The sequence below is a fragment of the Terriglobia bacterium genome (assembly GCA_032252755.1).
Lineage (GTDB): Bacteria > Acidobacteriota > Terriglobia > Terriglobales > Acidobacteriaceae > JAVUPY01.
This window is the reverse complement of sequence record JAVUPY010000008.1, coordinates 1-22,707: the sequence shown is the minus strand read 5'-3', so window position 1 is coordinate 22,707 and position 22,707 is coordinate 1. Positions and strand designations below refer to the sequence as shown.

Annotated in this window: 17 protein-coding genes; 10 read left to right on the top strand and 7 right to left on the bottom strand. The window is 58.6% G+C overall.

Features of this window, described 5'->3' with window-relative positions; all coding sequences use genetic code 11:
* Window positions 1-180: 180 nt before the first annotated feature.
* The gene (locus tag ROO76_01080; protein MDT8066735.1) at window positions 181-1,161 is read right to left on the bottom strand and encodes an NADPH:quinone oxidoreductase family protein; all 981 of its coding nucleotides are present in this window, start codon (window positions 1,159-1,161) and stop codon (window positions 181-183) included.
* Between the two features lie 227 nt (window positions 1,162-1,388).
* On the opposite strand from ROO76_01080, the gene ROO76_01075 reads away from it, so the two are divergent.
* The gene (locus ROO76_01075; protein MDT8066734.1) at window positions 1,389-2,096 is read left to right on the top strand and encodes an amino acid racemase; all 708 of its coding nucleotides are present in this window, start codon (window positions 1,389-1,391) and stop codon (window positions 2,094-2,096) included.
* A 1,134-nt stretch (window positions 2,097-3,230) separates the two neighbouring features.
* Here the strand turns inward: ROO76_01075 and ROO76_01070 are convergent.
* The gene (locus ROO76_01070; protein MDT8066733.1) at window positions 3,231-4,106 is read right to left on the bottom strand and encodes a sigma-70 family RNA polymerase sigma factor; all 876 of its coding nucleotides are present in this window, start codon (window positions 4,104-4,106) and stop codon (window positions 3,231-3,233) included.
* A 78-nt stretch (window positions 4,107-4,184) separates the two neighbouring features.
* Here ROO76_01070 and ROO76_01065 point away from each other — a divergent pair, with 78 nt between their 5' ends.
* From ROO76_01065 to ROO76_01055, 3 genes are all read left to right on the top strand, one after another.
* On the top strand, window positions 4,185-4,685 hold the full coding sequence (locus ROO76_01065; protein ID MDT8066732.1) for a carboxymuconolactone decarboxylase family protein: 501 nt from the start codon (window positions 4,185-4,187) through the stop codon (window positions 4,683-4,685).
* 199 nt (window positions 4,686-4,884) lie between these two features.
* Window positions 4,885-5,496: a hypothetical protein gene (locus ROO76_01060; GenBank protein ID MDT8066731.1), complete on the top strand. Its 612-nt coding sequence runs from the start codon at window positions 4,885-4,887 to the stop codon at window positions 5,494-5,496.
* Window positions 5,497-5,549: 53 nt separating this feature from the next.
* Window positions 5,550-7,538 (top strand): tetratricopeptide repeat protein, encoded by a 1,989-nt coding sequence (locus ROO76_01055; GenBank protein MDT8066730.1) that lies wholly within the window; start codon window positions 5,550-5,552, stop codon window positions 7,536-7,538.
* Window positions 7,539-7,557: 19 nt separating this feature from the next.
* Here the strand turns inward: ROO76_01055 and lptD are convergent, their stop codons facing one another.
* The gene (gene lptD / locus ROO76_01050) at window positions 7,558-9,981 is read right to left on the bottom strand and encodes an LPS assembly protein LptD (protein MDT8066729.1); all 2,424 of its coding nucleotides are present in this window, start codon (window positions 9,979-9,981) and stop codon (window positions 7,558-7,560) included.
* Between the two features lie 119 nt (window positions 9,982-10,100).
* On the opposite strand from lptD, the gene ROO76_01045 reads away from it, so the two are divergent.
* On the top strand, window positions 10,101-11,369 hold the full coding sequence (locus ROO76_01045) for an RDD family protein (protein MDT8066728.1): 1,269 nt from the start codon (window positions 10,101-10,103) through the stop codon (window positions 11,367-11,369).
* 62 nt (window positions 11,370-11,431) lie between these two features.
* Here the strand turns inward: ROO76_01045 and ROO76_01040 are convergent, their stop codons facing one another.
* Window positions 11,432-11,878: a DUF1761 domain-containing protein gene (locus ROO76_01040; protein ID MDT8066727.1), complete on the bottom strand. Its 447-nt coding sequence runs from the start codon at window positions 11,876-11,878 to the stop codon at window positions 11,432-11,434.
* A gap of 102 nt (window positions 11,879-11,980) precedes the next feature.
* Complete coding sequence (locus tag ROO76_01035) at window positions 11,981-13,291, bottom strand: cation:proton antiporter (protein ID MDT8066726.1); 1,311 nt, start codon at window positions 13,289-13,291, stop codon at window positions 11,981-11,983.
* Between the two features lie 154 nt (window positions 13,292-13,445).
* Between ROO76_01035 and gltX the strand changes: the two genes are divergently transcribed.
* Both gltX and ybaK read left to right on the top strand, forming a co-directional pair.
* Window positions 13,446-14,966 (top strand): glutamate--tRNA ligase, encoded by a 1,521-nt coding sequence (gene gltX, locus ROO76_01030; GenBank protein ID MDT8066725.1) that lies wholly within the window; start codon window positions 13,446-13,448, stop codon window positions 14,964-14,966.
* Window positions 14,967-15,099: 133 nt separating this feature from the next.
* Window positions 15,100-15,579 carry a Cys-tRNA(Pro) deacylase gene (gene ybaK / locus ROO76_01025; protein ID MDT8066724.1) on the top strand — a complete coding sequence of 160 codons (480 nt, stop codon included), beginning with the start codon at window positions 15,100-15,102 and terminating at the stop codon, window positions 15,577-15,579.
* Window positions 15,580-15,654: 75 nt separating this feature from the next.
* Here the strand turns inward: ybaK and ROO76_01020 are convergent, their stop codons facing one another.
* Window positions 15,655-16,551 carry a TIGR01777 family oxidoreductase gene (locus tag ROO76_01020; GenBank protein ID MDT8066723.1) on the bottom strand — a complete coding sequence of 299 codons (897 nt, stop codon included), beginning with the start codon at window positions 16,549-16,551 and terminating at the stop codon, window positions 15,655-15,657.
* Window positions 16,548-17,663 (bottom strand): beta-propeller fold lactonase family protein, encoded by a 1,116-nt coding sequence (locus ROO76_01015; GenBank protein ID MDT8066722.1) that lies wholly within the window; start codon window positions 17,661-17,663, stop codon window positions 16,548-16,550. The genes ROO76_01020 and ROO76_01015 overlap by 4 nt, the downstream gene beginning before the upstream one ends.
* A 148-nt stretch (window positions 17,664-17,811) precedes the next feature.
* Here ROO76_01015 and ROO76_01010 point away from each other — a divergent pair, with 148 nt between their 5' ends.
* From ROO76_01010 to ROO76_01000, 3 genes are all read left to right on the top strand, one after another.
* Complete coding sequence (locus ROO76_01010) at window positions 17,812-20,022, top strand: bifunctional (p)ppGpp synthetase/guanosine-3',5'-bis(diphosphate) 3'-pyrophosphohydrolase (GenBank protein ID MDT8066721.1); 2,211 nt, start codon at window positions 17,812-17,814, stop codon at window positions 20,020-20,022.
* Between the two features lie 537 nt (window positions 20,023-20,559).
* On the top strand, window positions 20,560-21,651 hold the full coding sequence (locus ROO76_01005) for a TRAM domain-containing protein (protein ID MDT8066720.1): 1,092 nt from the start codon (window positions 20,560-20,562) through the stop codon (window positions 21,649-21,651).
* 139 nt (window positions 21,652-21,790) lie between these two features.
* Window positions 21,791-22,707: class I SAM-dependent DNA methyltransferase (locus ROO76_01000; protein ID MDT8066719.1), on the top strand; the 917-nt coding region annotated here is incomplete at its 3' end.

Sequence of the window (22,707 nt, the reverse complement as noted above, 5' to 3'; positions counted from 1 at the left end):
TCGGGCCTGAATATAAAAAACAGCGCGAGGGAATATCCCCGCTTCAGGGTAGACGAGATAGGTAGAAGGATGTAAGCAGTGAGTGTGTTAAAAAGTCTTTAGCCTTGCTGAAATGAAACGCGAACATCCTCCAGGACCGGTGCTCCGTCGGCAGTCGCGAGAACATCCTGCGCCGCAAATCTAGATTTTCAACACGATCTTCCCGTAATTCCGTCTCTCCAGCAGCATGCGATACGCGTCAGCCGCATGTTCCATAGGCAATACCGCCCCAACTTGCGGCTCGATTGCTCCACTTTTAATCCACGGCCTCATCGAATCCAGCGCCGACCGAATCAACTCCGCATTCGCGACTAGTTTGCTCAACCACAATCCGTGAATGCTCGTTCCCTTCAAATAGAGCTGGCCAAGATTGACTTTCGGCTGCTCGCCGGTTGCGGATCCAAAGAGAATCACCCGACCCAGAAAGCCCAGGCACCGGATGGTCTTCCCCGTGTGCTCCCCGCCTAATCCATCGAAAGCCGCATTGACGCCTTCCCCGCCGGTGATCTCCTCCACCCGCTCCTCATAATCTTCTCGCATGTAGTTGATCCCATGCGTAAGGCCAAGTCCCCCCAGTTTCGCCAGCTTTTCATCCGTCGAAGCCGTCCCGAAAGTCTCGATTCCAAGCTGTTTTCCGATTTCGACGGCCGCGGTTCCAACCCCACCTGCCGCCGCATGGATCAGAACGCGCTGATTCGGCCCCGACCTCACCGGCGAGGGATCCTCGGTGCCTCCCTTCACCAATCCCGCTTTCCAGTACAGCAACCATGCTGTGAGATAGTTCACCGGAAACGCAGCGCAATGCTCCAAGTCCCATTCCGCAGGGGCAGGGAAGATCAGATTCCGAGGCGTCGCAACCTTTTCTGCGAACGCCGAGTGCTGCGAATACCCCATCACTCGCTCACCCGTGCCCTCAACGATTCCCGCATATTCGCGCCCTGCAACAAACGGCGGCTCCGGCCCGCCCGGATACTTCCCTTGCGCCGCCCGAACGTCCGCAAAGTTCACACCCGCGGCTGTGACGTTAACGACAACTTCTCCCGTCCCGGCCTTCGGATCCGGAACCTCACGCAACTCCAGCGATTTCGGGCCCTCGTTGCCCGTCACAACGATTGATTTCATCATTCCGCTCCATTCCGGAGTCTAGCAGGAACAAAAAGAGAAACGCAGAGGACGCGAAGGTCGCAAAGGATGTGAGGCGAAATTCGATTCGCGATATCATCAAATCAACTGGTCCCTGGCATTTCAACGAATACGAATTACGGATAATTGCAAACCGAGAACTGGGAACTGCTGCAGTTTTCCTTCGCGTCCTCTGCGTTAATCCTTTCACGCGCTAAACTGGTCCCATGTACCGTCATATCGGCATAGTCGCCTGCAGCGCCGAAGGCGCCGCCCTCTGCTACCGCACCATCTGCGATGAAGCGTCCAGCTACATGGGGCGCCACATGCATCCCGAAGTTTCGATGCATACCTTTCCACTCGGCGATTACATGAAGCTCATTAATGCCGGCGATTGGAAAGGTGTCGCCAGCCTGATGCTCGGCTCTGCGCGCAAACTGCAGTCCATTGGCGCGGACTTCCTCCTCTGCCCGGACAACACGATCCACCACGCCATGCCTTATGTTCTTCCGGAATCGCCGCTCCCGTGGCTGCACGTTGTCGCGGAAGTGGCCGCCGAAGCCCAGCGCCGTGGCCTCAAGAAACTCGCCATCACCGGAACGCGGGTCACGATGGAAGGCACCATCTATCCCGAAATCCTCAAGAAGGCTGGGATCGACTACCGCACACCGTCGCCGCTCGACCGAGAGAAGATCGACAAGATCATCTTCGATGAACTAGTGAACGGCACCTTCCGCTCTGAATCCCTCGGCATCTTCCGCGCCATTATCGAGCGCCTCAAGTCCGAAGGTTGCGACGCCGTCGTCCTCGGATGCACCGAGATCCCGTTGCTGGTTACGCCGGAAAGCTCACCCTTGCCGGTCCTTGACTCCACCCGCCTGCTTGCCCGCGCTGCCATCCGCCACGCCATCGGCGGAACCGCAACCGCAAAATGACCAGCGCAGAGACCGCAAAGGGCGCCAACAAGAAAGTTCAGTTCCTGGTTCTCAGTCAATTGCGCGAGCGAACCTTGATATTTCCAACTGAGAACTGCGAACCGAGAACTGAGAGCGCCTTTCCTCGCTTTCTACGCGATCTCCGCGTTAATCTTTCTTTTGACTTCCGCCGAAACTCCTGTCCGTAGCGGTTTTTGCCAGATTTGCACATTCGGCATCACCAGCATCTCCGCCATTGATGCGGCTCTGGACACACCCGAAACCCGCAAAATCCCTGTTTACGCACCTTTCCGCGAGGGAGGACCACAAACCAGGCTGCACATTTTCTGCTGCACCCCCTTGTGGACGAGCTGCACTCGATTGAAAACAAAGGAGTAAGAAATCATTCAGCTTCTATTGACATTATTTCTGGCTGGAGTAAAACACACTCGTTCTTTGACATCACTGAAGTTTTCCCGGTTGGTGGTGAGTCCGGGGCTCAAGTCAGCTCACCGCAATCCGGGTCTGGGTGGAAGTCGCCAGTGCCAATCACTCAAGTAAGCGATGCAGGCATGTATCGCTGAAGATTGGCAGCCAACACCGCAAATGTTGGCGTTCGATGAGACGGCAGTCTCACCGAAGACTGAGGGCGGCGGCCCTCCTTCCTGAGAACGGCGGTTCTTGGGATCACTGCAGGGACGCAATCCTTGCAGCGAGACGGAAGCGCGAGTTTCCGTCACCGTTGAAGACGGCAGTCTTCAACACCTCCGGTTGGCGCAAGTTGACCGGAAGCTGACGGCGACACCCAGGCTAACGCGATTGCAGAGGGGCGGCGAGGGTCTATAGCGAGCTGCTGGTTGAGGAGAACAAGAGACGTCGAAGGCAAAATTGGAATCCCGGGGCGTTGTTTGATTTGTCCGGTTGGTGGTGAGCCCGGAGCCCGAGTCAAATTGATCGCGCCGAGCGGTCTGTGCAAACAGAAAGCGCGGAATGCAGGTCAGACAAGGGTCGAACGCGAGCTGCTGGTCGAGGCGAAAAAGACATCATAACCCCGGGATTTCTGCATCTACCCGAATCCATCCAACGAAAACAAGCCCCGCATTCCGCGGGGCTTTTCGTTTTGGCCTGCTCTCTCTGGGTTTCTCCATTCTGTAATCATTCCCCCACTACCGCCAACTCCAACTCCTGCAACCGCCCCGGCTGGCCAATAATCTCCACCTCCGAAATCTTTCCATTTTCCAACCTGATTCGGAGCGCCCGCTCCAACTTTCCTCCCGGCGCGAACACCAATCCCACCGATCCATCTACCAGCATCGGCTCCACGAACCGTGCCATCTGGCGGAACGCGATTGCCCCACGAGCCCAGTTCGCCGCTCCCCTGATCTCCCTCGGCGCTCCCGGACGACCTGCGGCTTCATCAATGTGCACCACGACATCTGGGTCGAGCACCGCCAACAATCCCTCGAAGTCGCCTTTTCGCAACGCGGCTAAGAACGCATTCACCACTTCGCGCTCCTGCGCCCTCGCCCCACGAACATCCGCCCCTTGCACTCGTCGTCGCGCCCTGCTCGCTAACTGCCGTGCCGCCCCTACCGTCCGGCCAGTAATCGCAGCGATCTCTTCGAAGGACACCGCGAACATGTCGTGCAGTACAAAGGCCAGCCGCTCCGGCGGACTCAGTCGGTCCAGGACGACCAACAGTGCCAACCCCACCGAATCCGCCAGCACCGCTTCCTGCTCCGGGTTCATCGACTCCGTCTTCGCGACCGGCTCGGCCACTTGCTCTTCGAGCGAATCCTCACGTCGCGAGGTCCGCGACCGCAGCATGTCGAGGCAAATCCGCGCCACCACCGTGGTCAGCCATCCACCCAGGTTCTCCACCTCGCTCGTCTCCGCCCGCGTAAGTCGCAGCCATGCCTCCTGCACTGCGTCCTCGGCTTCGGTCGCCGAGCCCAGCATTCGATATGCCACCGCCCTGAGGTGCCCACGGTTCTCCTGGAATTTCGTCGCCAGCCATTCGTTCTGATTCATCAGTCACAATTCCTTTTTCTGCTCCGTCATGGTGGTGACGAACGAAACCAACACTATGTGACAAGGAGATGCAACCTCATGCAAGCACGTATGAAACAACCCGTCTTTATTTTCCCTGAGGCCATGACCGCTCTTCAGGCTCTCGGCGAGTCCGTGAAGAAGGCACTTCCTGCAAACCTGCTCGAAATCGTCCACCTGCGAGCCAGCCAGATCAACGGCTGCAGCGTCTGCGTCGACCTGCACGTCCGGCTGGCAAAAATGTCCGGTGAGACCGAGGAGCGCCTCTATGCCGTCGCGGCCTGGCGTGATGCACCCTATTTCACCGATGCCGAGCGCTCCGCTCTCGCCCTGACGGAAGCTGTCACTCGCCTCAGCGACCGTTCTGACCCCGTGCCCGACGAGATTTACGACGAAGCCGCGCGCCATTACGACGAACGCGAACTGGCAGCACTCATCATCGCCATCGCCAGCATCAATGTGTGGAATCGCCTGAACGTGACAACGAAGCAGGTTGCAGGTGAGTGGTTCAAATCCGCCGACGCCCAGAAGTGGATGGCGGAACACGCAGCAACGCGTTGACGAGAGTGTAGATGGTGGATTGTGGCTTACGTCCCCCGCAGCCACGATCCACCTCGAGCGTCAACTGTGCGCTAACCTCAACGGACTCAAACGATTGTGGGTTCACCACATCTTTATCTCACCTTCACATACCCTGCATTGCCAGTTACCCGCCTAAACGGCAACTATCGCTCCGACAACTCAGACTTGGAGGTCTGGCATGAAGGGCAAAATCTTTCTGGTGGGACTCACCATCACGGTAGTGTTCGCGCTTTGCGCCGCTGCGAGCGCCCAGGTTCCCGGCCAACTAAAGCTTCGGGGGCTGATCAATGACTTCACCCCGATCCCCACGCCGAATTACGACGGTCCGTGGGAGATGCATGGCGAGTGGTCGATGCACGTATTAAAGCAGGTAGAGGGACAACCGCAGAAAGTCCATTTTTCGGCGGAACTCACAATGGAGCGTTCCGATCAGGGTGTGATGCTCCACGGCGGAGATGACTTCACTACCCTGGCTAGCCGGCACGCGCACACCCATCACATTACCCTGAACAACGGCGAGGTCACGACTCTGCTGTACGATAAGAGCCACAACGTCATTGGATTTGAAGTTAAGGGCATTGCCACGATTACCGGAAACGGCAACCCACCGCCGGACTTTGACCCGTCGGCTTATATCACCATCGACATAACCGGCGGAACCTTGGTCAAGTATTCCAATTTGAAGCTGACGTTTGGTGACTCGCCAAACCATCCACCACTGAAAGGCGCCTCAGCAAGCGCTCATTTTGGCACCGACGCGTTCAACGGTGTCGTTGAGAGCGTTGACTGACGGAGCCACCGAGCGACTCCTACCGTGCCCCACATCTGCCGTTTTCAGCGGATGTGGGCACACCACACCCTCGACAGTCCCCCGGTTGCTTCTTAGCCGCTCCTGCGGCATTATTTCGAGCACCACCAAGGGCCTGCTCCGGGGGAAATACGGGCCAGCAATTCAATTTCGGCGATTTCACGCTCGATCAGTCTCGTTATCGACTGCAACGTGGCGAGCGAGTCCTGCGTCTCGAGAAACTCCCGATGGAACTGCTCATCCTCTTGCTGGAGCGCCCCGGCGAACTCGTCTCCCGTGAAGAAATCGCCTCACGACTTTGGGGCAAGAGCGTCTTCCTCGATACCGACCACAGCATCAACACCGCCGTCCGGAAAATCCGCCAGGCGCTTCGCGATGACCCGGACAGGCCTCGCTTCGTCGAAACCGTCGTCGGCAAGGGATACCGTTTCGCGGCGGCAGTTACGGTGAACGTGGACTCGCCGGTTCAACCTGCACCAACGTCGGCTCCATCCCTACCCGCGGAATCGCAACCAGCAGCCGTCGCGGTCCAGCAGAAAGCCAACTCCACCCGCATGTGGCGCTTTCTCGCTGCCGGAGCAGTCTTCGTTACGTTACTCATCGGCTTTTTGCTGCTTCGCGGCAACGGTGCCAGGGCGACCACCAATACCCCGATCCGCTCCATTGCCGTGCTGCCCCTGGATAACCTCTCCGGCGACCCGTCCCAGCAATATCTCGCCGACGGCATGACGGAGGAACTCATTGGTCGTCTGGCTGGCATTCGGAACCTGCGTGTCATTTCGAGAACCTCGGTAATGCGCTTCAAAGACACGAAACTATCTATCCCCGAAATCGCTGCAATGCTCAACGTCGATGCCCTCGTCGAGGGCTCAGTTATTCGGGATGGCAATACCGTGCGCGTTCACGCTCAACTGATCCGTGCCTCGACCGACGCCCACATTTGGGCGGCTACTTACGATCGTGACTTCCAGGATGTACTCGCTCTGCAGAGCGATCTCGCGCAGGCGATCGCGACCAGGGTAGAAGTGACGATTACCGGCGAGGAGCGCAGTCGCCTGGCGGTAGCACGCAACGTCTCACCGGAAGCTTATGAGAGCTACTTGAAAGGGCGCTTCACCGATGGCAACAGGCGTTCCGATGTCGAAAAGAGCATTGCGTACTTTCAGGATGCGATTCGAAGAGACCCATCTTTTGCGCCCGCTTATGTTGGGCTGGCGGAGTCTTACACAAAGATGGCCACTGTTTTCATTGGCGCTCGTGCCATCGACGTCCGTCCGCGGGTCGTTGCCGCCTCTCAAAAAGCTCTGGAGTTAGATCCCAATTTCGGCGAGGCGCATGCAGTTCTGGCCGACGTTTATCAGAAAGAATGGCGCTGGAGTGATGCTGAGGCCGAGTACAAACGCGCACTCGCTTTGAACCCGAACGACGCGGTCACTCACCTCAATTATGCAAACTGGTTGGTGTGCCGCGGACGAACCGACGAGGCAGTCGCCTGGGCCAAAAGTGCTCTTGAACTCGATCCTCTCGGTGAATCGACCGCGCAGATCGGATGGATTCTCTTCCACGCACATCGCTATGACGAAGCCCAGCGGCAGCTGCAAAGCGTTCTCGGAGTCCGCCCCGATGATGCAACCGCCCTCTGGTATCTCGGATTTGTTCTTAACGCGAGGGGTCATCCACAAGACGCCATCCCGGTCCTGGAGAAAGCAGTCTCACTTTCGAATCGAAGCCCGGCTGTTCTGGCGATTCTGATCAGGGCTTACGCCGAGTCAGGAAGGCGCCAGGATGCTCTGAAGCTTCTAGCCGAGATGAACGAACGCCGGAAGCGCGGCTACGTTCCAGCGGGCGCATTTGTGAACGCGTATCTAGGACTCGGCGAAAACGACAAAGCGCTGGCATTCCTTGAGCAGGCCTACAAAGAACAATCCAACATTCTTCAATACCTCAACAGTCACCCATACCTCACACCCGTTCGCAATGATCCTCGGTTTACAGACCTCGTCCACCGCGTCGGGCTCGACTGAAAATACGATCCGCGGTTTTTTAGAATAGTCGTTCCTGCCGCCTCAAATTCCCGAACGTTCCGATGTTCGCCAGGCTAAGTGCGAACCGGAACTGGTTCTCATTACGTACCGATCCCAGCGCGAACCGACGGTATTCGATTGAAACGCCGCAGCAATCCCAGTTGTAAGAAGTCTGGGCAGCTCCATATTGCACGTAGTGGAAGTTTGAGTCGAATCCCAGCGTCGTTCCGGCGCTGAACCCGCGCTTGTTCTGGTGGCCATAGCCAAGAATGAGGCGAAACTGGTTGAACTTTGAGGGCGCAGGAAGATTGGTTGATGTAATCACCTCACCCGGTGCGTGCAGGAACGCCTGGCTGCCACCGATGAAGAATTCGCCAATTCGGTAGTTTACGATCGCCGTGCTCGCGTTGATTCGTCCCTTCTTGGTGTCGTAGTCGAGTTCCCACTGCACGTCTGTATTCGGGCTGGTCGAAACTCGCAACCTCGAAACCACCGGTGCCCAACGTCGCGGGTCGGTCAGGAACGCGATTCCAGCATAGTCGGCCGTTGTGTAGAACACGTTCCGGCGGCCATCCACCAGCGCTCCTCCAAAATTCGTGTCTGCGAAGTACTTTGCCTTGAGCTCCCACGACAGAATTTCACGCGTCGTCACGCCCTCGTCCTCGCACTTCGGCTGCACAGCGGTCGTGCCCGGAATCGCCCCAGTGGTCTCTCGGTGCTCCTGCGGCGCTGCGGGTTCCTCTTCGCACGGTTGTTCACGTTTCGGCAGTTCTCGTTTCGCGTAGAGCCTCTGTACGAGCCCGACTTCCGCCTCGCTGGTGTTGGTAAGGATGTCGCGCCAGTCGAATCGAATGATGTTATGGAAATCCTCGACACCAGTGACGTACCGGTATGTGAATCTTGGTTCGATCACATGCTTCAGCTTACGTCCGAAGACCTCGTGATCGAACACGCGTTCCAGCGCCGGCGGCCTCACCTCTATCGTGCTCTCCACCGCCCGCCGGTTCAGACCCTTATCGATCGGTATGCCGACGCTTCCGGCGACTGGCATGATCTGCTGGCTGTAGTACGTCTCCCACACCCCAATCTCCGGCCGTATATCCCAACCCTTCAGAATCAGCGGAAGTGAAACCTTCGGATGTAGATCGAACCGTCCATCCAGCGGATTGGTCACGAAGTCCGGTTCGCGCCGCGAGACTCCCTCCGCCGCCGTATCGAACGAATACATTACCCGGCTGCCAAACAGCGGCTTTTCGATGCTCGAAACTTCCAGGCTGGGCATATGAATCAGCTTGATTTCGTCACCCGGCTCCGTGCTCTGGAAATTCTGATATCGCGAAGCCAGCAGCCCGAATGAGAATCCCTTCCAATCGTTGTATAGGAACGCGTTGGACGTCACCTCGGAATTGACGGCCTGCGTGAATGTCTCTGCGAATGCCAACCGGAAAACATAACGGCTCAGGTACTCAATGCTCGACACTGCTCGGAACCCGTGTTTCAGGTCCAACCCGGCATCCAGCGTTACGTCTTCGCCGCCCTGGTCCTGGTGGGTAGCGGGATCGCCGCGATCCAGCACTCCGAAATACTTCATGTCGATATATGAGTTCTCGCTCGGCCGAGCCCGGTAATCCACATGCTGCGCCCATCCACGTGCCGACCAGTACTCCGCGCCGAGCGTCATGTCCATGCTGCGATTGATTGCCCAATAGACCGAGTCACCGAGAATGAATCCCTTTCGGGAAGACTGTCCCAAACTCGGCACCAGGAACCCTGTCCGCCTCCCCAGGTTGTCAACCGGGTGTGTTGCATAGGGAAAGTAAAAAACGGGCACTTTGAAGATGCGGAAATCGGCGTGGTAAAGCTTCGCATCTTCGCCAATCACCACATCGATTTTGCCGGCGTTAAATGTCCACTTGGGATTGGGGAGGGTACAAGTCGTTACGGTACCGTGCTCGACGATCAACCGGTCGTCCCCCGACTTGATCACCACCTTGCCCTCAAAAAGAAATGGATTCGAACTGGTCAGTACAACCCCGCTGCCGCGCACGCGCGTCCCGATCGTGCCTATAACGCCATAAAACTTTCCATTCCCGGTTTCGATGTTGTACGTTGCATGGTTCGCCTGCACATGCTCATCGTGAGGACCGCCATCGAGCACCACACGCCCGGTTGCCGTAACGTCGCCCGTCTCGTGGTTGTATGTAATCTCCTCGGCGCGCAGCACATACTGCCGGTAGTCGATCTCGACATCGCCTTGCAGCGTGTAAATGTTCCCTTGCTTCTCCAGAGTCTTCGCGTAGATCGTTACGTCCTCGCCAGTCGGCGAACGCATTGTGGTTTGCTGTGGCGCAGCCGCAATGGCTTGGGCGCGTACCAGTGTCGGCAACAGGAGCAGATGACTCAGCGTCAGCACTGTGATAAAGATTCGGTTGCGGGAACTCATGAACGGTTATCCCCTTCCGCAAAGAAGGGGGAAATCGCAAGGTAGCACGCCGCAGGCCGGCAGTCCAAGTCTGTGGGTTCTGTTTCTCGCACGCTCTGGCCGAACTTCGAATTTTCAGCATGGCGTGTCCGCTCTGTGGCGAACATTGCACGTGTTCCTGCGCCTCGCAGCGTAGTGTCTCCGCCTCCGATCTCGGCGGCGGAACCCGCGCCACTTTCCTCGATTCACTAACGGAAGACGATTCGTTTTCATCGCTGGGTCAATCCCGCGCTCCGGAGAACATGACGGCAGTCGATTCCCAACCCGAACAATGGCGCGACGAAGTCTCGTCGCGTATCCAGAACTATCGTCGTCGCCGCGGCCGCAATTCCGCCGCCGACTACTCGATGCGCCTTGACTTCAACACACCTGCGCAGCCTACTATCGGCCAGGCCGCCATCGCTCACGTCATCGCGGAGCGCCCGGTCGATCCCGAGGTCTCCTGCGACATCAACTATTTCCGCCGTACCAACGCCGCGCCCGCCCCGGTCTATGAACCAGAGCCGGAAGTTTACGCGCGTGAACCGGAGTTCGATCCCGACTATTTCGCGGAGTCCGCATCCGAACCAGCCGTCGAATCGTTGGCGGAATCCCCGGCGCCGGATCTCGCACTCGATCCGCAGTCTGCCCTCGCAGCCGAACCCGAGCAGATTTCACTCGATGAAGCCCGATGGGGCTTCGTTCCCGAAGAAACGACGGCCGACTCAGACGATCCCGAGTCCGGCAACGTGATCGTCTTTCCGACGCAACCGACCTACCAGGTCCCGACCGTCACCTACGAACTCGGCGAACCCGTCCTGGAGCGTCCGCGCATCCTTGACGTCCCCGAAGACGTACTGCCGACCATCCAGGGCCCGCTCTTCCCCGAGATGATTCAACTCGATTTCGACAAGGACGAGCCTGTCAGGGATCCCTCGCGTCCCAGCATCGACGTCCCGCTTCAGGTCGCAATGATCAATCAGCGCGTCTTCGGCGGCATCGTCGACGCGGCCATGGTGCTCTGCGGCTTCGGCGCCTTCGCGGCCGTCTTCTTTGAAATCGTTCCCAGCGTCATCTACACCAAGGCCGCCATTGCCATCGCCGTCGCCATCCCCGCCATCTTCTGGATGGCATACCAATACCTGTTCCTCACCTATGCCGGGCGCACTCCCGGCATGATAATGTCTCACATGTACCTGGTGAACTTCGAAGGCGGGGAACCGAATCAGCGCCGGCGCCGGCAGCGCGCAATTTCCATGATCGTGTCGCTCATCTCCGGTGGAGTGGGCTTCGGCTGGGCGTTCCTGGATCCCGACACGCTCTGCTGGCACGACAGCATCTCTCGCACCTACCTAACCCAAGAGCGTTGAGTCCAACTAACCAACCGGGGCACGAGATTATCTCGTGCCCCGAAGTGTTTTCGTCATTCTCTTTATGCTGTCGCCGAACTGACCATCGCTTCCTTCTTCTGCCACGCCCCCAATATCCCGCCCATGATCAGCATCCCAATCAGCGGGTATCCCGCTGTAATCAGGAAAATCGAAACCGACCGCAGCTCAAATACATATTCCGTCAGAAACGTCGTCGCGACGAATCCACCCCATGCATAGAACGCCACGCGAATTCCATGCCACAGCGTCGGGTTCGCAGACGTCGCAACGATGACCTGCGCCAGCACCCGCGCAATCACGATGTTGCACAAGAATGCGACGATGTAGGGGTAAAAGACAGGCCCACCGCCCGCCTGCTGCATCATCATCTCTTTAGTCTTCCCGATCCCCGCCAGCCACTGATTCGTAAGCAACGTGAACCACACTGCCGCCACCACGAAATGCACGATCGAGGCTACGATCACCGCCGTCCAACTCACTTTTCGCATGATCCCCCCAGCATGATCTCGGCGGCATTGTGTCACCCCACCAAGGTGCCTGGGAAGAAAAATTCGAAGAAATAACTAAACCCTTACGATTCCCCGATCGCCCTACGCCGCCACATCCTCATCCGCGGCGATCGGCACGACCTCTGTCGCCGCTTCTTCCGTCAGCAGCGGCTTTCCCTTACGCAGCACGTAATCCAGCCAAGCCCCCGCAAACTGCGAGGTCAGCACCGCTGTCAGCACCAGAGTCGTGTAGAACTGGGCATTGATAATTCCCGCATCAAACGCCACCGAAGCCAGCACGATTCCCGGGCCGCCGCGCGCGTTCGTCGCCACCGCCAAATTCACCGACGACGGCCAACTGAACCCCGCAATCCTTGCCCCCGCTCCCGCCGAAAACAGCTTCAGCACGCAAGCGACCAACATGAAAATCGCAAGCATCGAAAACGAGAAGCTCTTACTGAGATCGAGCTTGTACCCCACCACGGCGAAGTACACCGGAATGAACACCGCGAACGATAGCTTCTTAAGCGCATCCAGCGCGTCGCTATAACGCTCGCCATCATGCGCAATCCCGAACCCCGCCAGGAACGCAGCGAACACCAGGCTCACATCCATCAACGCCGCCAGCGCCGAATACGCCAGCAGCACCAGCACCAGGTACCCCACCGGCGAATACTTCGCCAGGATGTTCCACCGCTGATCCGCCATCCACCGCAGCAACTTCGGCATCAGCAGCATCGCCGTCGCGAAATACAGAATCGTGATCGCGATATGCTTCGCGATCGCGAATTCCGGCAGATTACTCGACGCCGCCGCTGCCGTCGCGATCGCCAGCACCGCCCACAACGCGATGTCTTCGATCACCGCAACGCCCAGCACGAGCCGCGCAAACCGCGTGTGCAGAATTCCCAGATCATGCAGAATCTTCGAGATCACCGGGATGGACGTGACCGCCACCGCGATGCTGACGATCAGCAGCACCGGAAAGCGCATCCTGGGACTCGTCTCAAGCAACTCCGTCGGAATCCAAGCCGAGCACGCCAGCGCAATCACGAACGGCGCGCCCGTCCCCACCAGTGACAGCCACGTAACCTCGCGCCGGTCCCGGGGCTGAAACAGCCCTCGCGTCTCCGCCCCCGACGCGAACATCAGCAGCAGCAATCCCAGGTTGTACAGAAACATCAGCACCGTATCGTGCGCGTTCCCGTGCGCCGCCCCAAGCTGCGGAAAAATCTTCGCGGCAATTCCGGGCGCGAAATGCCCGAGAATCGACGGGCCCAGCACAATTCCAGCCAGGATCTCGCCAATCACTTTAGGCTGCCGCAACCTGGTGAACGCATACCCCAGCAATTGCGCCAGCGCAATCAACAAAAACAGTTGGAGAGTGATGACTCCGAATTCGCTATTGGACATGGGCCGAAGACGGGCGCTAATCAGGACTGCCGAAGCGCACCCGCTCCGAGTGAGATGGTCATCTTAGCTGCCGTGCTGCCACGTTTTTCGAGGTTTTCCGATAGCACGATGGCCGTTCGTCCGATCGCACGATGCGTTTTGCTACCATCGTTATATGTCCCAAGTCCGCGTCCGTTTCGCTCCGTCTCCCACCGGCCACGTTCATGTCGGCAACGCCCGTACCGCGCTCTTCAACTGGCTCTTCGCCCGACAGCAGGGCGGCACCATGGTCCTCCGCATCGAAGACACCGACGTCGAGCGCAGCCAGGCGCAATACGAAACCCAGTTGCTCGAAGACCTCCGCTGGCTCGGCCTCGACTGGGATGAAGGTCCCGACAAGGGCGGCCCGTTCCCGCCCTATCGCCAAAGCGACAAGACCGAAGAGTATCGCCAGATCGCCGAACGCCTCGTCGACGAAGGCAAGGCCTATTACTGTTTCTGCACGCAGGAAGACCTCGAACTCCAGCGCGAACAGGCGATGAAAGAAGGTCGCCAGCCGATTTATCCCGGCACCTGCCGCAACCTCGATCTCGCCGATGCCAGGCAGCGCAAAGCCTCCGGCGAACCCTGCGCCATTCGCCTCAAAATTCCCGAGCACCCCATTCGCTTCCACGACATCGTTCGCGGCTCCGTCGAGTTCTCCAACGAAGTCGTCAGCGATCCCATCATCGTTCGCTCCACCGGCATCCCCGTCTACAACTACGTCGTCGTCATCGACGACGCAGACATGCAGATCACGCACGTCATTCGCGGCGACGACCACCTCTCCAACACGCCCAAGCAGGTCGCTGTGTACGAAGCCCTCGGCTTCCCCGTGCCCGAGTTCGCGCACCTCTCGACCATCCTCGGCCCCGACCGCGAGCGTCTCTCCAAGCGCCACGGCGCTACGTCAGTCGCAAACTTCCGCGACATGGGCGTGCTCCCCGTCGCCCTGATGAACTACATGGCGCTGCTCGGCTGGGCGCCCTCCGGTGGCGACCGCGAAATCTTCCATCCCAACGAACTGGTCAAGGAATTCGACCTCAAGCGCGTGACGCCTTCGCCCGCCGTCTTCGATTTCGAAAAGCTCTACTGGCTCAACCGCCACTACATCAAGGAGGCGATGGCCAACGAGAAGGGTCGAAAAGAAATCATCCGCCTCGCCGCGGAAGCGTTAAGAAGTGCCGGCTATCTCGTCGGGGACGTCAGCGAAGCAACGTCTGCCTGGCTCTCGAACGTCCTCGACCTCTTTATCCCCGCCGTCAACAAACTCGACGAATTGCCACAAAAAACCGCATTGCTCTTCCAGTACGATCCCAACGCCGCACTCGTCGCACCCGACAATGCCGAAGTCCTGAACGCGGCGAGCGCGCCAAAAGTCCTGGACACATTCGCGGCGAAGATTGCCACCGAACCCGACGGCATCTCCGCCGAACGATTTAAGGCCATCATTAATGAAGTAAAGACCGAAGCTGGAGTGAAGGGCAAAGAGCTCTACCACCCAATTCGAATCACCATCACCGGCTCGCACTCGGGCCCCGAGTTTGACAAGCTGATCCCGATCATCGAAGACGGCTCGAAGCTCCAACTCGCAACCCACGTCCTGAGCGTCAAGGAACGCGTAGCCGCCTTCTATCGCGCCCGTGGAAAGTCTTAACCACGAAGTCACGAAGACACGACGTTTTCAAGCTTCAGTTCTTCGTGACTTCGTGCCTTCGTGGTTCTAGTCTTAGTTTCTCAGCCCCAGCTTCCGCTGTGTCTCTGTGCCTCTGTGGTGAGTCGAAGGTTCTATGTCGAAGACCAACGCAGCCCGCATCCTCGACCAGCTCGGCATCGCCTACGAGCTGCGCGAGTACGAAGTCGATCCCGACGATCTCGCCGCCGAAACCGTAGCCGCGAAGATCGGCATGCCGCCCGAGCAGGTATTCAAGACCCTGCTCGTCCGTGGCGAACGCACCGGCGAAGCCTTCGCCGTCATCCCCGGCAATTATGAGTTGGATTTCAAACTCCTCGCCCGCGCCATGGGTAACAAGAAGGTCGACATTGTTCCGTTGAAAGAAGTGCAGCCCCTAACCGGCTACATCCGTGGCGGCGTCACCGCACTCGGCGCGAAGAAAGATTTCCCTGTCTTCCTCGACGAAACCGTCATCCTGTTCGATCTGATCTCCGTCTCCGCAGGCCATCGCGGCACCCAGATGCTCCTCAAGCCCGACGACTACATCCGCGCAACCTCGGCGACAGTGGCGGAAATCTCGCGTGCGAAGCCTTGATTAGCAACATGGCTTCTTGTCTTGGTCTTTACCTTCAATCCTCTGTGCCTCTGTGTCTCTGTGGTGAGTAGGTTTTCAGCCGACCGTCCTCTCCAGCGCGATCTCCAACTCCGGATACTCAAACCTGTACTCGATATTCTGCAGCCTCATCGGAATCACCCGCGTGCTGGCGAGAACCGTCTCTACGCCCATCCGCCCGAACATCGCCTTCACTGCGAACGCAGGCAGTGGAACGACCGTTGGCCGATGCAGCGCGTGCCCAAGCGCCTCGACGAAGTGCCGGTTTCGCACCGGCTCCGGCGCGACAGCGTTGTAGACGCCTGCGATGTTCTCGTCATCCAGTGCGCGCAGGATCAGTCGCACCAGGTCGGTCATGGCAATCCAACTGATCCACTGCTCGCCGCTTCCAATCTTTCCGCCCAATCCCCACTTGAATGGCGGCAGCATTTTCTTCAGCGCTCCGCCTTCACGCGAAAGGACCATACCGATCCGCGGCATAAATACCCGCACGCCTGCCTTTCGCGCAGGTTCGGTTGCGTCCTCCCACCGGCGAACAACTTCCGCCAGGAAGCCGCCTCCCGAAGGACTGTCCTCGGTCAGAATCTCATTCCCGCGAGCGCCGTAGTAGCCGATCGCTGAAGCCGACACCAATGTATCCGGCTTGCCGGTTCGACGGAAGCTTTCGCCCACCGCTTCTGCCAGAACCTGCGTTCCCTTTACCCGGCTGTCGAAGATTTCGTGCTTGGCTCGCGCAGTCCAGCGTGTCGCGACGTTTTTGCCAGCGAGGTGGACGACCGCATCCACATCGATCAGCGATCGCGGTTCAACGGATCCTTGCTCGTGCCACTGCACCTCAGCTGGATTCTGTGGTGCGCGGCGCACCAGCGCCAGCACCTCGTCGCCGCGCACGCGCAGCGCCGGTACCAGCGCCGAACCGATCAGTCCGGAGGATCCGCTGACCAGGACTTTCACGGTTGTGCTACCGCCAATGCTGAAGGAGAGTTCGTCACGGCCATAGAACCGCTAAGAGTCGAGAGCCCTCCCGTAGATGTATTCACCGCGAGTGGAAGAATCTGCTTTGTTCCGGATTCACTGATGATCAGGAAATTATTTACCGGGTCATAAGCGAGCGCATTCGGAGCAGTACCGGTCGTAAGAGCCGTCGTTGAGGCCGCGGTGAGTGCCCCCGTCGTCGCGTTCACAGCGAATACGGAGATGTTGTCGCTTACTGAATTTGCCACAAATAGAAAACGATTCTGATTATCCGCGACGAGTGCCACTGGCTGCGTTCCGGTTGGCAGCGAACCAGTCGCTTGCAGTGCGCCTCCTGAAATGCTGAAACTCAGCAGGGAATTAGTGTTGCCGTCCGCCGCGTACAGCACCGTGCTCGCTTGTGGCGGAGAGTACAAACCCGTGATGCTGGTTCCCGCCGGTCCTGCCGAAAAAGGACTGCCGCTCGCGAACGTGAAGGCAAATGTCTGAGGATTGAAAACCAGGACATCAATCGTGTCCGCGTCAGCTACATAAACGTAGTTGCCGCTGATCGCAACCGTCTTTGGATCGGCAATATTCAGCAGCGTCGCCGAAGTCGAGGCCAACGTCAAAATGCCCGTCGTGCTGTTGATGTTGTAAACCGAAAGCGTGCCGCCTGCACCTGAGTTCGTGTTCGCAACCACCGCGAACCGTTCCTGCGGATCCACCGCAATCGCCGTCGGCTGCAATCCCGTTCCAATCGCTGACGCGGGCTGCGTCAGGCTCCCATCGGCCGCAACCGCAAACTGCGAGACCGTTCCCGAATTCGCATTCAGCACATAAACGAACTTGCCGTCGGGAGTCGCTGCCATCCCGATCGGCTGCAGGCCAGTCTGCGCCGGCGCCATTACCGTCAGCGCTCCGGATGTTCCAATCGCCGCAACACCGATCGTATTCGCAGTCGCATCCGTGTATAGCAGGTAGGTCGCGGTGTTTCCGCCACTATTGCCGTATCTTCCGCCCCCGGTCCCGCCCCCATTTCCACCACAGCCCTGCCACATCACTGCCAATACGGACACCAACACCACCATAATTGCGCGCCAACATCGCATATGGGCCTCCGACCACATCTTGCCGCTCCTCAATGCTAGGCTCGCCCGAAATACCCGGCAACAGTACGTTAGGACGAGTATTCCGACCGTTACGGACTTCAATTGCTATCAATTGTGCCAGGCCCCCGGAGCGCGGATATAATCGGGTATGGGGACCCTGCGCCAGCAGATCGCAACCAACGTCCTGACGGTCACGAAGTTCCGAGACCTCATTAAGAAGGTCCGAACGAACCGTCCGAACGACGACAGTGGCTTGGTGCAGCGAGCCTACGAATTCTCGCTCCGGCAGCATGCCGGACAATCCCGCGCCTCCGGCGAGCCCTACCTCGTTCATCCGCTCGAAGTCGCCCATCTCCTCGCCGACATGAGACTCGACGCCGTGGCCATCGCCGCCGGCCTCCTCCACGACTCCGTCGAGGACACCTCGGTCACAATCGAAGAGATCAAGTCCCAATTTGGCGACCAGGTCGCACATATCGTCGAAGGCGTCACCAAGATCAGCAAAATCGATTTCGCCAGCAAGGAAGAGCAGCAGGCCGAGAATGTCCGCAAGATGATGCTGGCGATGGTTGACGACATCCGCGTCGTCCTCATCAAACTGGCCGACCGCCTGCACAATATGCGCACCCTCGAGCACCTCTCGCCCGATCGTCAGCAGAAGATCGCGCGCGAGACCCTCGAAATCTACGCCCCGCTCGCTCATCGCCTCGGCATGGGCAAAGTCCGTGGCGAACTCGAGGACCTGGCATTCCCCTACGTCGATCCGGTCGGTTACCAGCAGGTGAAGGAAACCGTCGATGCCCGTCGCAAAGAAGGCGAGAAGACGCTGCATCGCATGATCGATCTCATCTCCGCCAAACTCAAAGAGGCCCGCATCGAGGCCCGTGTGGACTGGCGCATCAAGCGTCTCTACTCTATCTACCTAAAGCTCCAGCGCCAGAAAATTACCGTCGACCAGATGTACGATCTCCTCGCGCTGCGCATCATCACCCACTCCGTAAATGACTGTTACGCCACGCTCGGCATCATCCATAACCAGTGGCGACCCGTCCCCGGCCGGATCAAGGACTTCATCGCCATGCCGCGGCCAAACCTCTACCAGTCACTGCACACCACCGTCCTCGGCGAAGGCGGCCATCCTTTCGAAGTCCAGATCCGCACCGAAGAGATGCACAAGATGGCCGAAGAAGGCATCTACGCCCATTGGAAATATAAGGATGGGCCCATCTCCGCGCGCGACGAACAGCGTCTCGCCTGGCTTCGCCAGGTGGTCGACTGGCAGCGCGACATGGCCGATCCCAGCGAGTTCCTTTCGACCCTGAAGATCGACCTCTACCCGGAAGAGGTTTACACCTTCACGCCGAAAGGCAAAGTCGTAATCCTGCCGCGCGATGCCTCGCCCATTGACTTCGCCTACACGGTCCACACCGAGGTCGGACACACCTGCATCGGCGCCAAAGTCAACGGCCGCATCGTCCCGCTGCGCTACAAGCTGCGCTCCGGCGACATCGTCGAAATCATGACGCAGGCTGGTCACAACCCCAGCCGCGACTGGCTCGGAATCGTCAAATCCTCCCGCGCGCGCCAGAAGATCAAGCACTGGCTCAACGTCCACCAGCGCGAGCGCGCCATCGAAATCGGCCGCAAACTGGTCGAGAAAGAGGCCCGCAAGTACCGCATCTCGCTCAAGGACATCAAGGACGACGACTTACTGAAAGCCGCATCTGAATACGGCCTTGGTCGCGTCGACGACCTCATGGCCGCGCTCGGCTACGGCAAATACTCGGCCAAATCCATCCTCGCCAAACTCGCTCCGCCCGGCACTCCCGACGACGGCTCCGAGGAGCCCAGCGGTTTCACCTCGGTCGTGCGCCGCGTCTTCGGCGGCGAAAGCTCCGCCATCAAGGTCCGCGGCCACGACGACCTCCTCGTATACCGCGCTCGTTGTTGTAACCCAATCCGAGGCGAAGAGATCGTCGGCTACGTCACCCGCGGCAAAGGCGTCGCGGTCCACTCGAAACATTGTCCCAATGTCGAGAACCTTCTCTACGAACCTGAGCGCCGGATCGCCGTCGAGTGGACATCCAAGGAGCCCAAGATCGCCGGCGGTTCTCCACCAGGATACCCGGTGAAACTAACCGTTCTCAGCGACGACCGCGCCGGAATCCTCAAGAACATCACCGCTATCGTGAGCGACGACAACACCAACATCCGCAACATCGAAGCCCGGACTTCCGATGGCTACGGCAACATCGACCTGGTCATCGACATCACCGATCTGGCTCACCTGAATCGCGTCATTACCGGCCTGCGCAAAATTGCCGGGGTCCGCGACGTCCAACGCATCCAGAAGCTCTAGCGCCTTTTTCCGACCTATAAATATCAATGTGTTAGGGGCGACTTCAGGGCACAAAAAACCGGCGCCCGTTCTCCCCCCGAGATTGTGCGCCGGTTCTTCAGGTTCCCGTACGACACGGGAACCGAGGCCGCTCATCTATTCCCCTTACGGGGCGGCCGAAGTTGGAAGCTGCTCGCGGTTCGCCGTTGCGAATCCGCCCAAGTACCTGGGTCCCGCAGCAACAATGCCGTTCCGGAAGACTTGGGTCAATTGTTTACGTTGACACTGTAGTAACTGGCAAGATGCGGCCATGGTAGCGCTCAGAGCGGTATTTGGCGCTATCCCGGCGCTTGGGAAGCGTGATATATACTTCCCACACTATATATGTGCATGGCACCGCTGGCGAAGGCGGCGGTGATAGTCCGCGGGGCAGCGTTCAGGCTCCGCCACTGATAAGCTGGCTGGATAGTCGGTGAATCGGGGCCGTACTTTATGCGCGATCCGCGTATTCATAATCTGTTATAGGGACCGTGCAAAAGTGGGCCAGGGGAGGTCCGCTTGGATCTGGTCATCATACGAGCACTATTTGTACTGGTTGTCGCCGCCGTTTCCTATTACCTCGAACCCTTTGGTGTGACCCGTCCGATCGATGCGCTGATTGGGCTGCTGCTTGGTGTTGCGGTCATCCTGTTCGAGGTTCGTCTCCGCAAGGTAAGCCTGAAGCGGCTCATCGGGGCTGCGATCGGCAGCATTCTTGGCATCGTTGGTGCCTCGCTCTTCAGCATCGTCATCCGCAACGCCGTCGCGCATCCGCGAGCGCAGTCCTTCCTTCAGCTCTTCGTCATGCTGCTCATGGCCTATGTCGGACTGATCGTAGGCGCGGCCAAGGGCGATCTGCTGAACCTCTCGGCGCTGGGCGGAATCTTCGGCGGCGAGAAGGCGACCAAGAAGAGCTTCAAGATCCTCGACACCAGCGTCATCATCGACGGCCGCATCGCCGACATCGCCGAGACCGGCTTCCTCGACGGAATCCTGACCATTCCGTCGTTCGTGCTCCGCGAACTGCAACTCGTCGCCGATTCCGCCGACTCGCTCAAGCGTAACCGCGGACGCCGTGGCCTCGACATTCTCCAGCGCATCCAGAAGATCACGACGCTGCAGGTGCAGATCGTGGAAGACGATTTTCCGGCGGTTCGCGAAGTCGACATGAAGCTGATCGAACTGGCGAAGCTCTACGAAGGCAAGATCGTTACCAACGACTTCAACCTCAACAAGGTCGCGCAACTTCACGGCGTCGAAGTGCTCAACATCAACGAACTCGCCAACTCGCTCAAGCCGATCGTACTTCCCGGCGAGATCATGAAGGTCTTCATCCTGAAAGAAGGCAAGGAGTACAACCAGGGCGTCGCCTACCTCGACGACGGAACCATGGTTGTCGTGGACAACGCGCGCAAGATGATCGGCAAGACCATCGACATCTCGGTGACATCGGTGCTCCAGACCACCGCCGGAAAAATGATCTTCGGCAAGTTCGACGAACGCGGCGCCTCCATGCCCCGCCCCGAACCGCGTCCACCGGACCTACGGAAGAGCAACCCGCAACCGACAGGCTTGGAGACGGGAACGGCGGCACAGACAGAGCCGAAGTGATTCAAGAAAGGACTCTGCGTTCTTCTTCTCATTTGTTCCACATCCGGAACGGATGACGTTTTCGTGTCAGCACTCCCGCAGTTCTGCTATAAAATCGGGCCGGGCGCATATCCCCCAGAACACAGGCCCTAGGAGTTCCATGCCCGCCTTGACCTTGCCGGAGTTCGTGGCTCACTGGCAGAAGTCCACACTAACCGAACGTAGCGCCGCTCAGACACACTTCAACGGTCTCTGCGACATTCTCGGCCAACCCAAGCCTGCGGAATCTGACCCGGACGGGTCAACATATACTTTCGAGCGCGGCGCATCCAAAAGCGACGGTGGCGAGGGCTGGGCCGACGTCTGGAAACGCGGTTACTTCGGCTGGGAATATAAAGGCAAGCACAAGAATCTCGATGTCGCTTACAAGCAGCTGCTGCAATACCGTGAAGACCTGGAAAACCCGTCTCTTCTCGTGACCTGCGATCTCGATCGATTTGAGGTTCACACGAATTTCACCAACACCGCGACCCAGGTATACAAGTTCGATTTGGCTGACCTGCTCAAGAACGAGCCAACTTCCGGTTGTCAAATCCCGCCGCTGGAAGTTCTGCGCCTGCTTTTCAACGATCCCGGCAAACTCAAGCCCGGTCTCACAACCCAGCAGGTTACAGAGGAAGCGGCAGCCCAGTTCTCCGTCCTAGCGGCAAGTCTTCGTTCTCGTGGTGTTGAACCCGAAAAAGGCGCGCACTTCCTCATGCGCCTCCTCTTCTGCTTGTTCTCGGAAGACGTTGGCCTGCTGCCCGGAAAGTTATTCACGAAACTTGTAAACGGAAATCTCAAAAAGCCGGCTGACTTCGATAAGAAGCTGAAGCAACTGTTCGCGGCTATGTCGGCGCCCGATGGAACCTTCGGCGCCGATGACATTCCTTACTTTAATGGTGGCCTGTTCTCCGATGACCAGACCTACGAGTTGAGCAACACGGATCTCGAAATTCTCTCAAAGGCTGCCGCCCTGGATTGGGCGCACGTCGAACCCGCCATCTTCGGAACTTTGTTCGAGCGCAGCCTCGATCC

Coding starts and splice junctions, on each gene's coding strand:
- ROO76_01015 (MDT8066722.1), bottom strand. CDS start 17,663: ATGCGATGTTGGCGCGCAATTATGGTGGTGTTGGTGTCCGTATTGGCA.
- ybaK (MDT8066724.1), top strand. CDS start 15,100: ATGTCGAAGACCAACGCAGCCCGCATCCTCGACCAGCTCGGCATCGCC.
- ROO76_01070 (MDT8066733.1), bottom strand. CDS start 4,106: ATGAATCAGAACGAATGGCTGGCGACGAAATTCCAGGAGAACCGTGGG.
- ROO76_01040 (MDT8066727.1), bottom strand. CDS start 11,878: ATGCGAAAAGTGAGTTGGACGGCGGTGATCGTAGCCTCGATCGTGCAT.
- lptD (MDT8066729.1), bottom strand. CDS start 9,981: ATGAGTTCCCGCAACCGAATCTTTATCACAGTGCTGACGCTGAGTCAT.
- ROO76_01060 (MDT8066731.1), top strand. CDS start 4,885: ATGAAGGGCAAAATCTTTCTGGTGGGACTCACCATCACGGTAGTGTTC.
- ROO76_01010 (MDT8066721.1), top strand. CDS start 17,812: ATGGGGACCCTGCGCCAGCAGATCGCAACCAACGTCCTGACGGTCACG.
- ROO76_01035 (MDT8066726.1), bottom strand. CDS start 13,291: ATGTCCAATAGCGAATTCGGAGTCATCACTCTCCAACTGTTTTTGTTG.
- gltX (MDT8066725.1), top strand. CDS start 13,446: ATGTCCCAAGTCCGCGTCCGTTTCGCTCCGTCTCCCACCGGCCACGTT.
- ROO76_01065 (MDT8066732.1), top strand. CDS start 4,185: ATGCAAGCACGTATGAAACAACCCGTCTTTATTTTCCCTGAGGCCATG.
- ROO76_01045 (MDT8066728.1), top strand. CDS start 10,101: ATGGCGTGTCCGCTCTGTGGCGAACATTGCACGTGTTCCTGCGCCTCG.
- ROO76_01075 (MDT8066734.1), top strand. CDS start 1,389: ATGTACCGTCATATCGGCATAGTCGCCTGCAGCGCCGAAGGCGCCGCC.
- ROO76_01080 (MDT8066735.1), bottom strand. CDS start 1,161: ATGAAATCAATCGTTGTGACGGGCAACGAGGGCCCGAAATCGCTGGAG.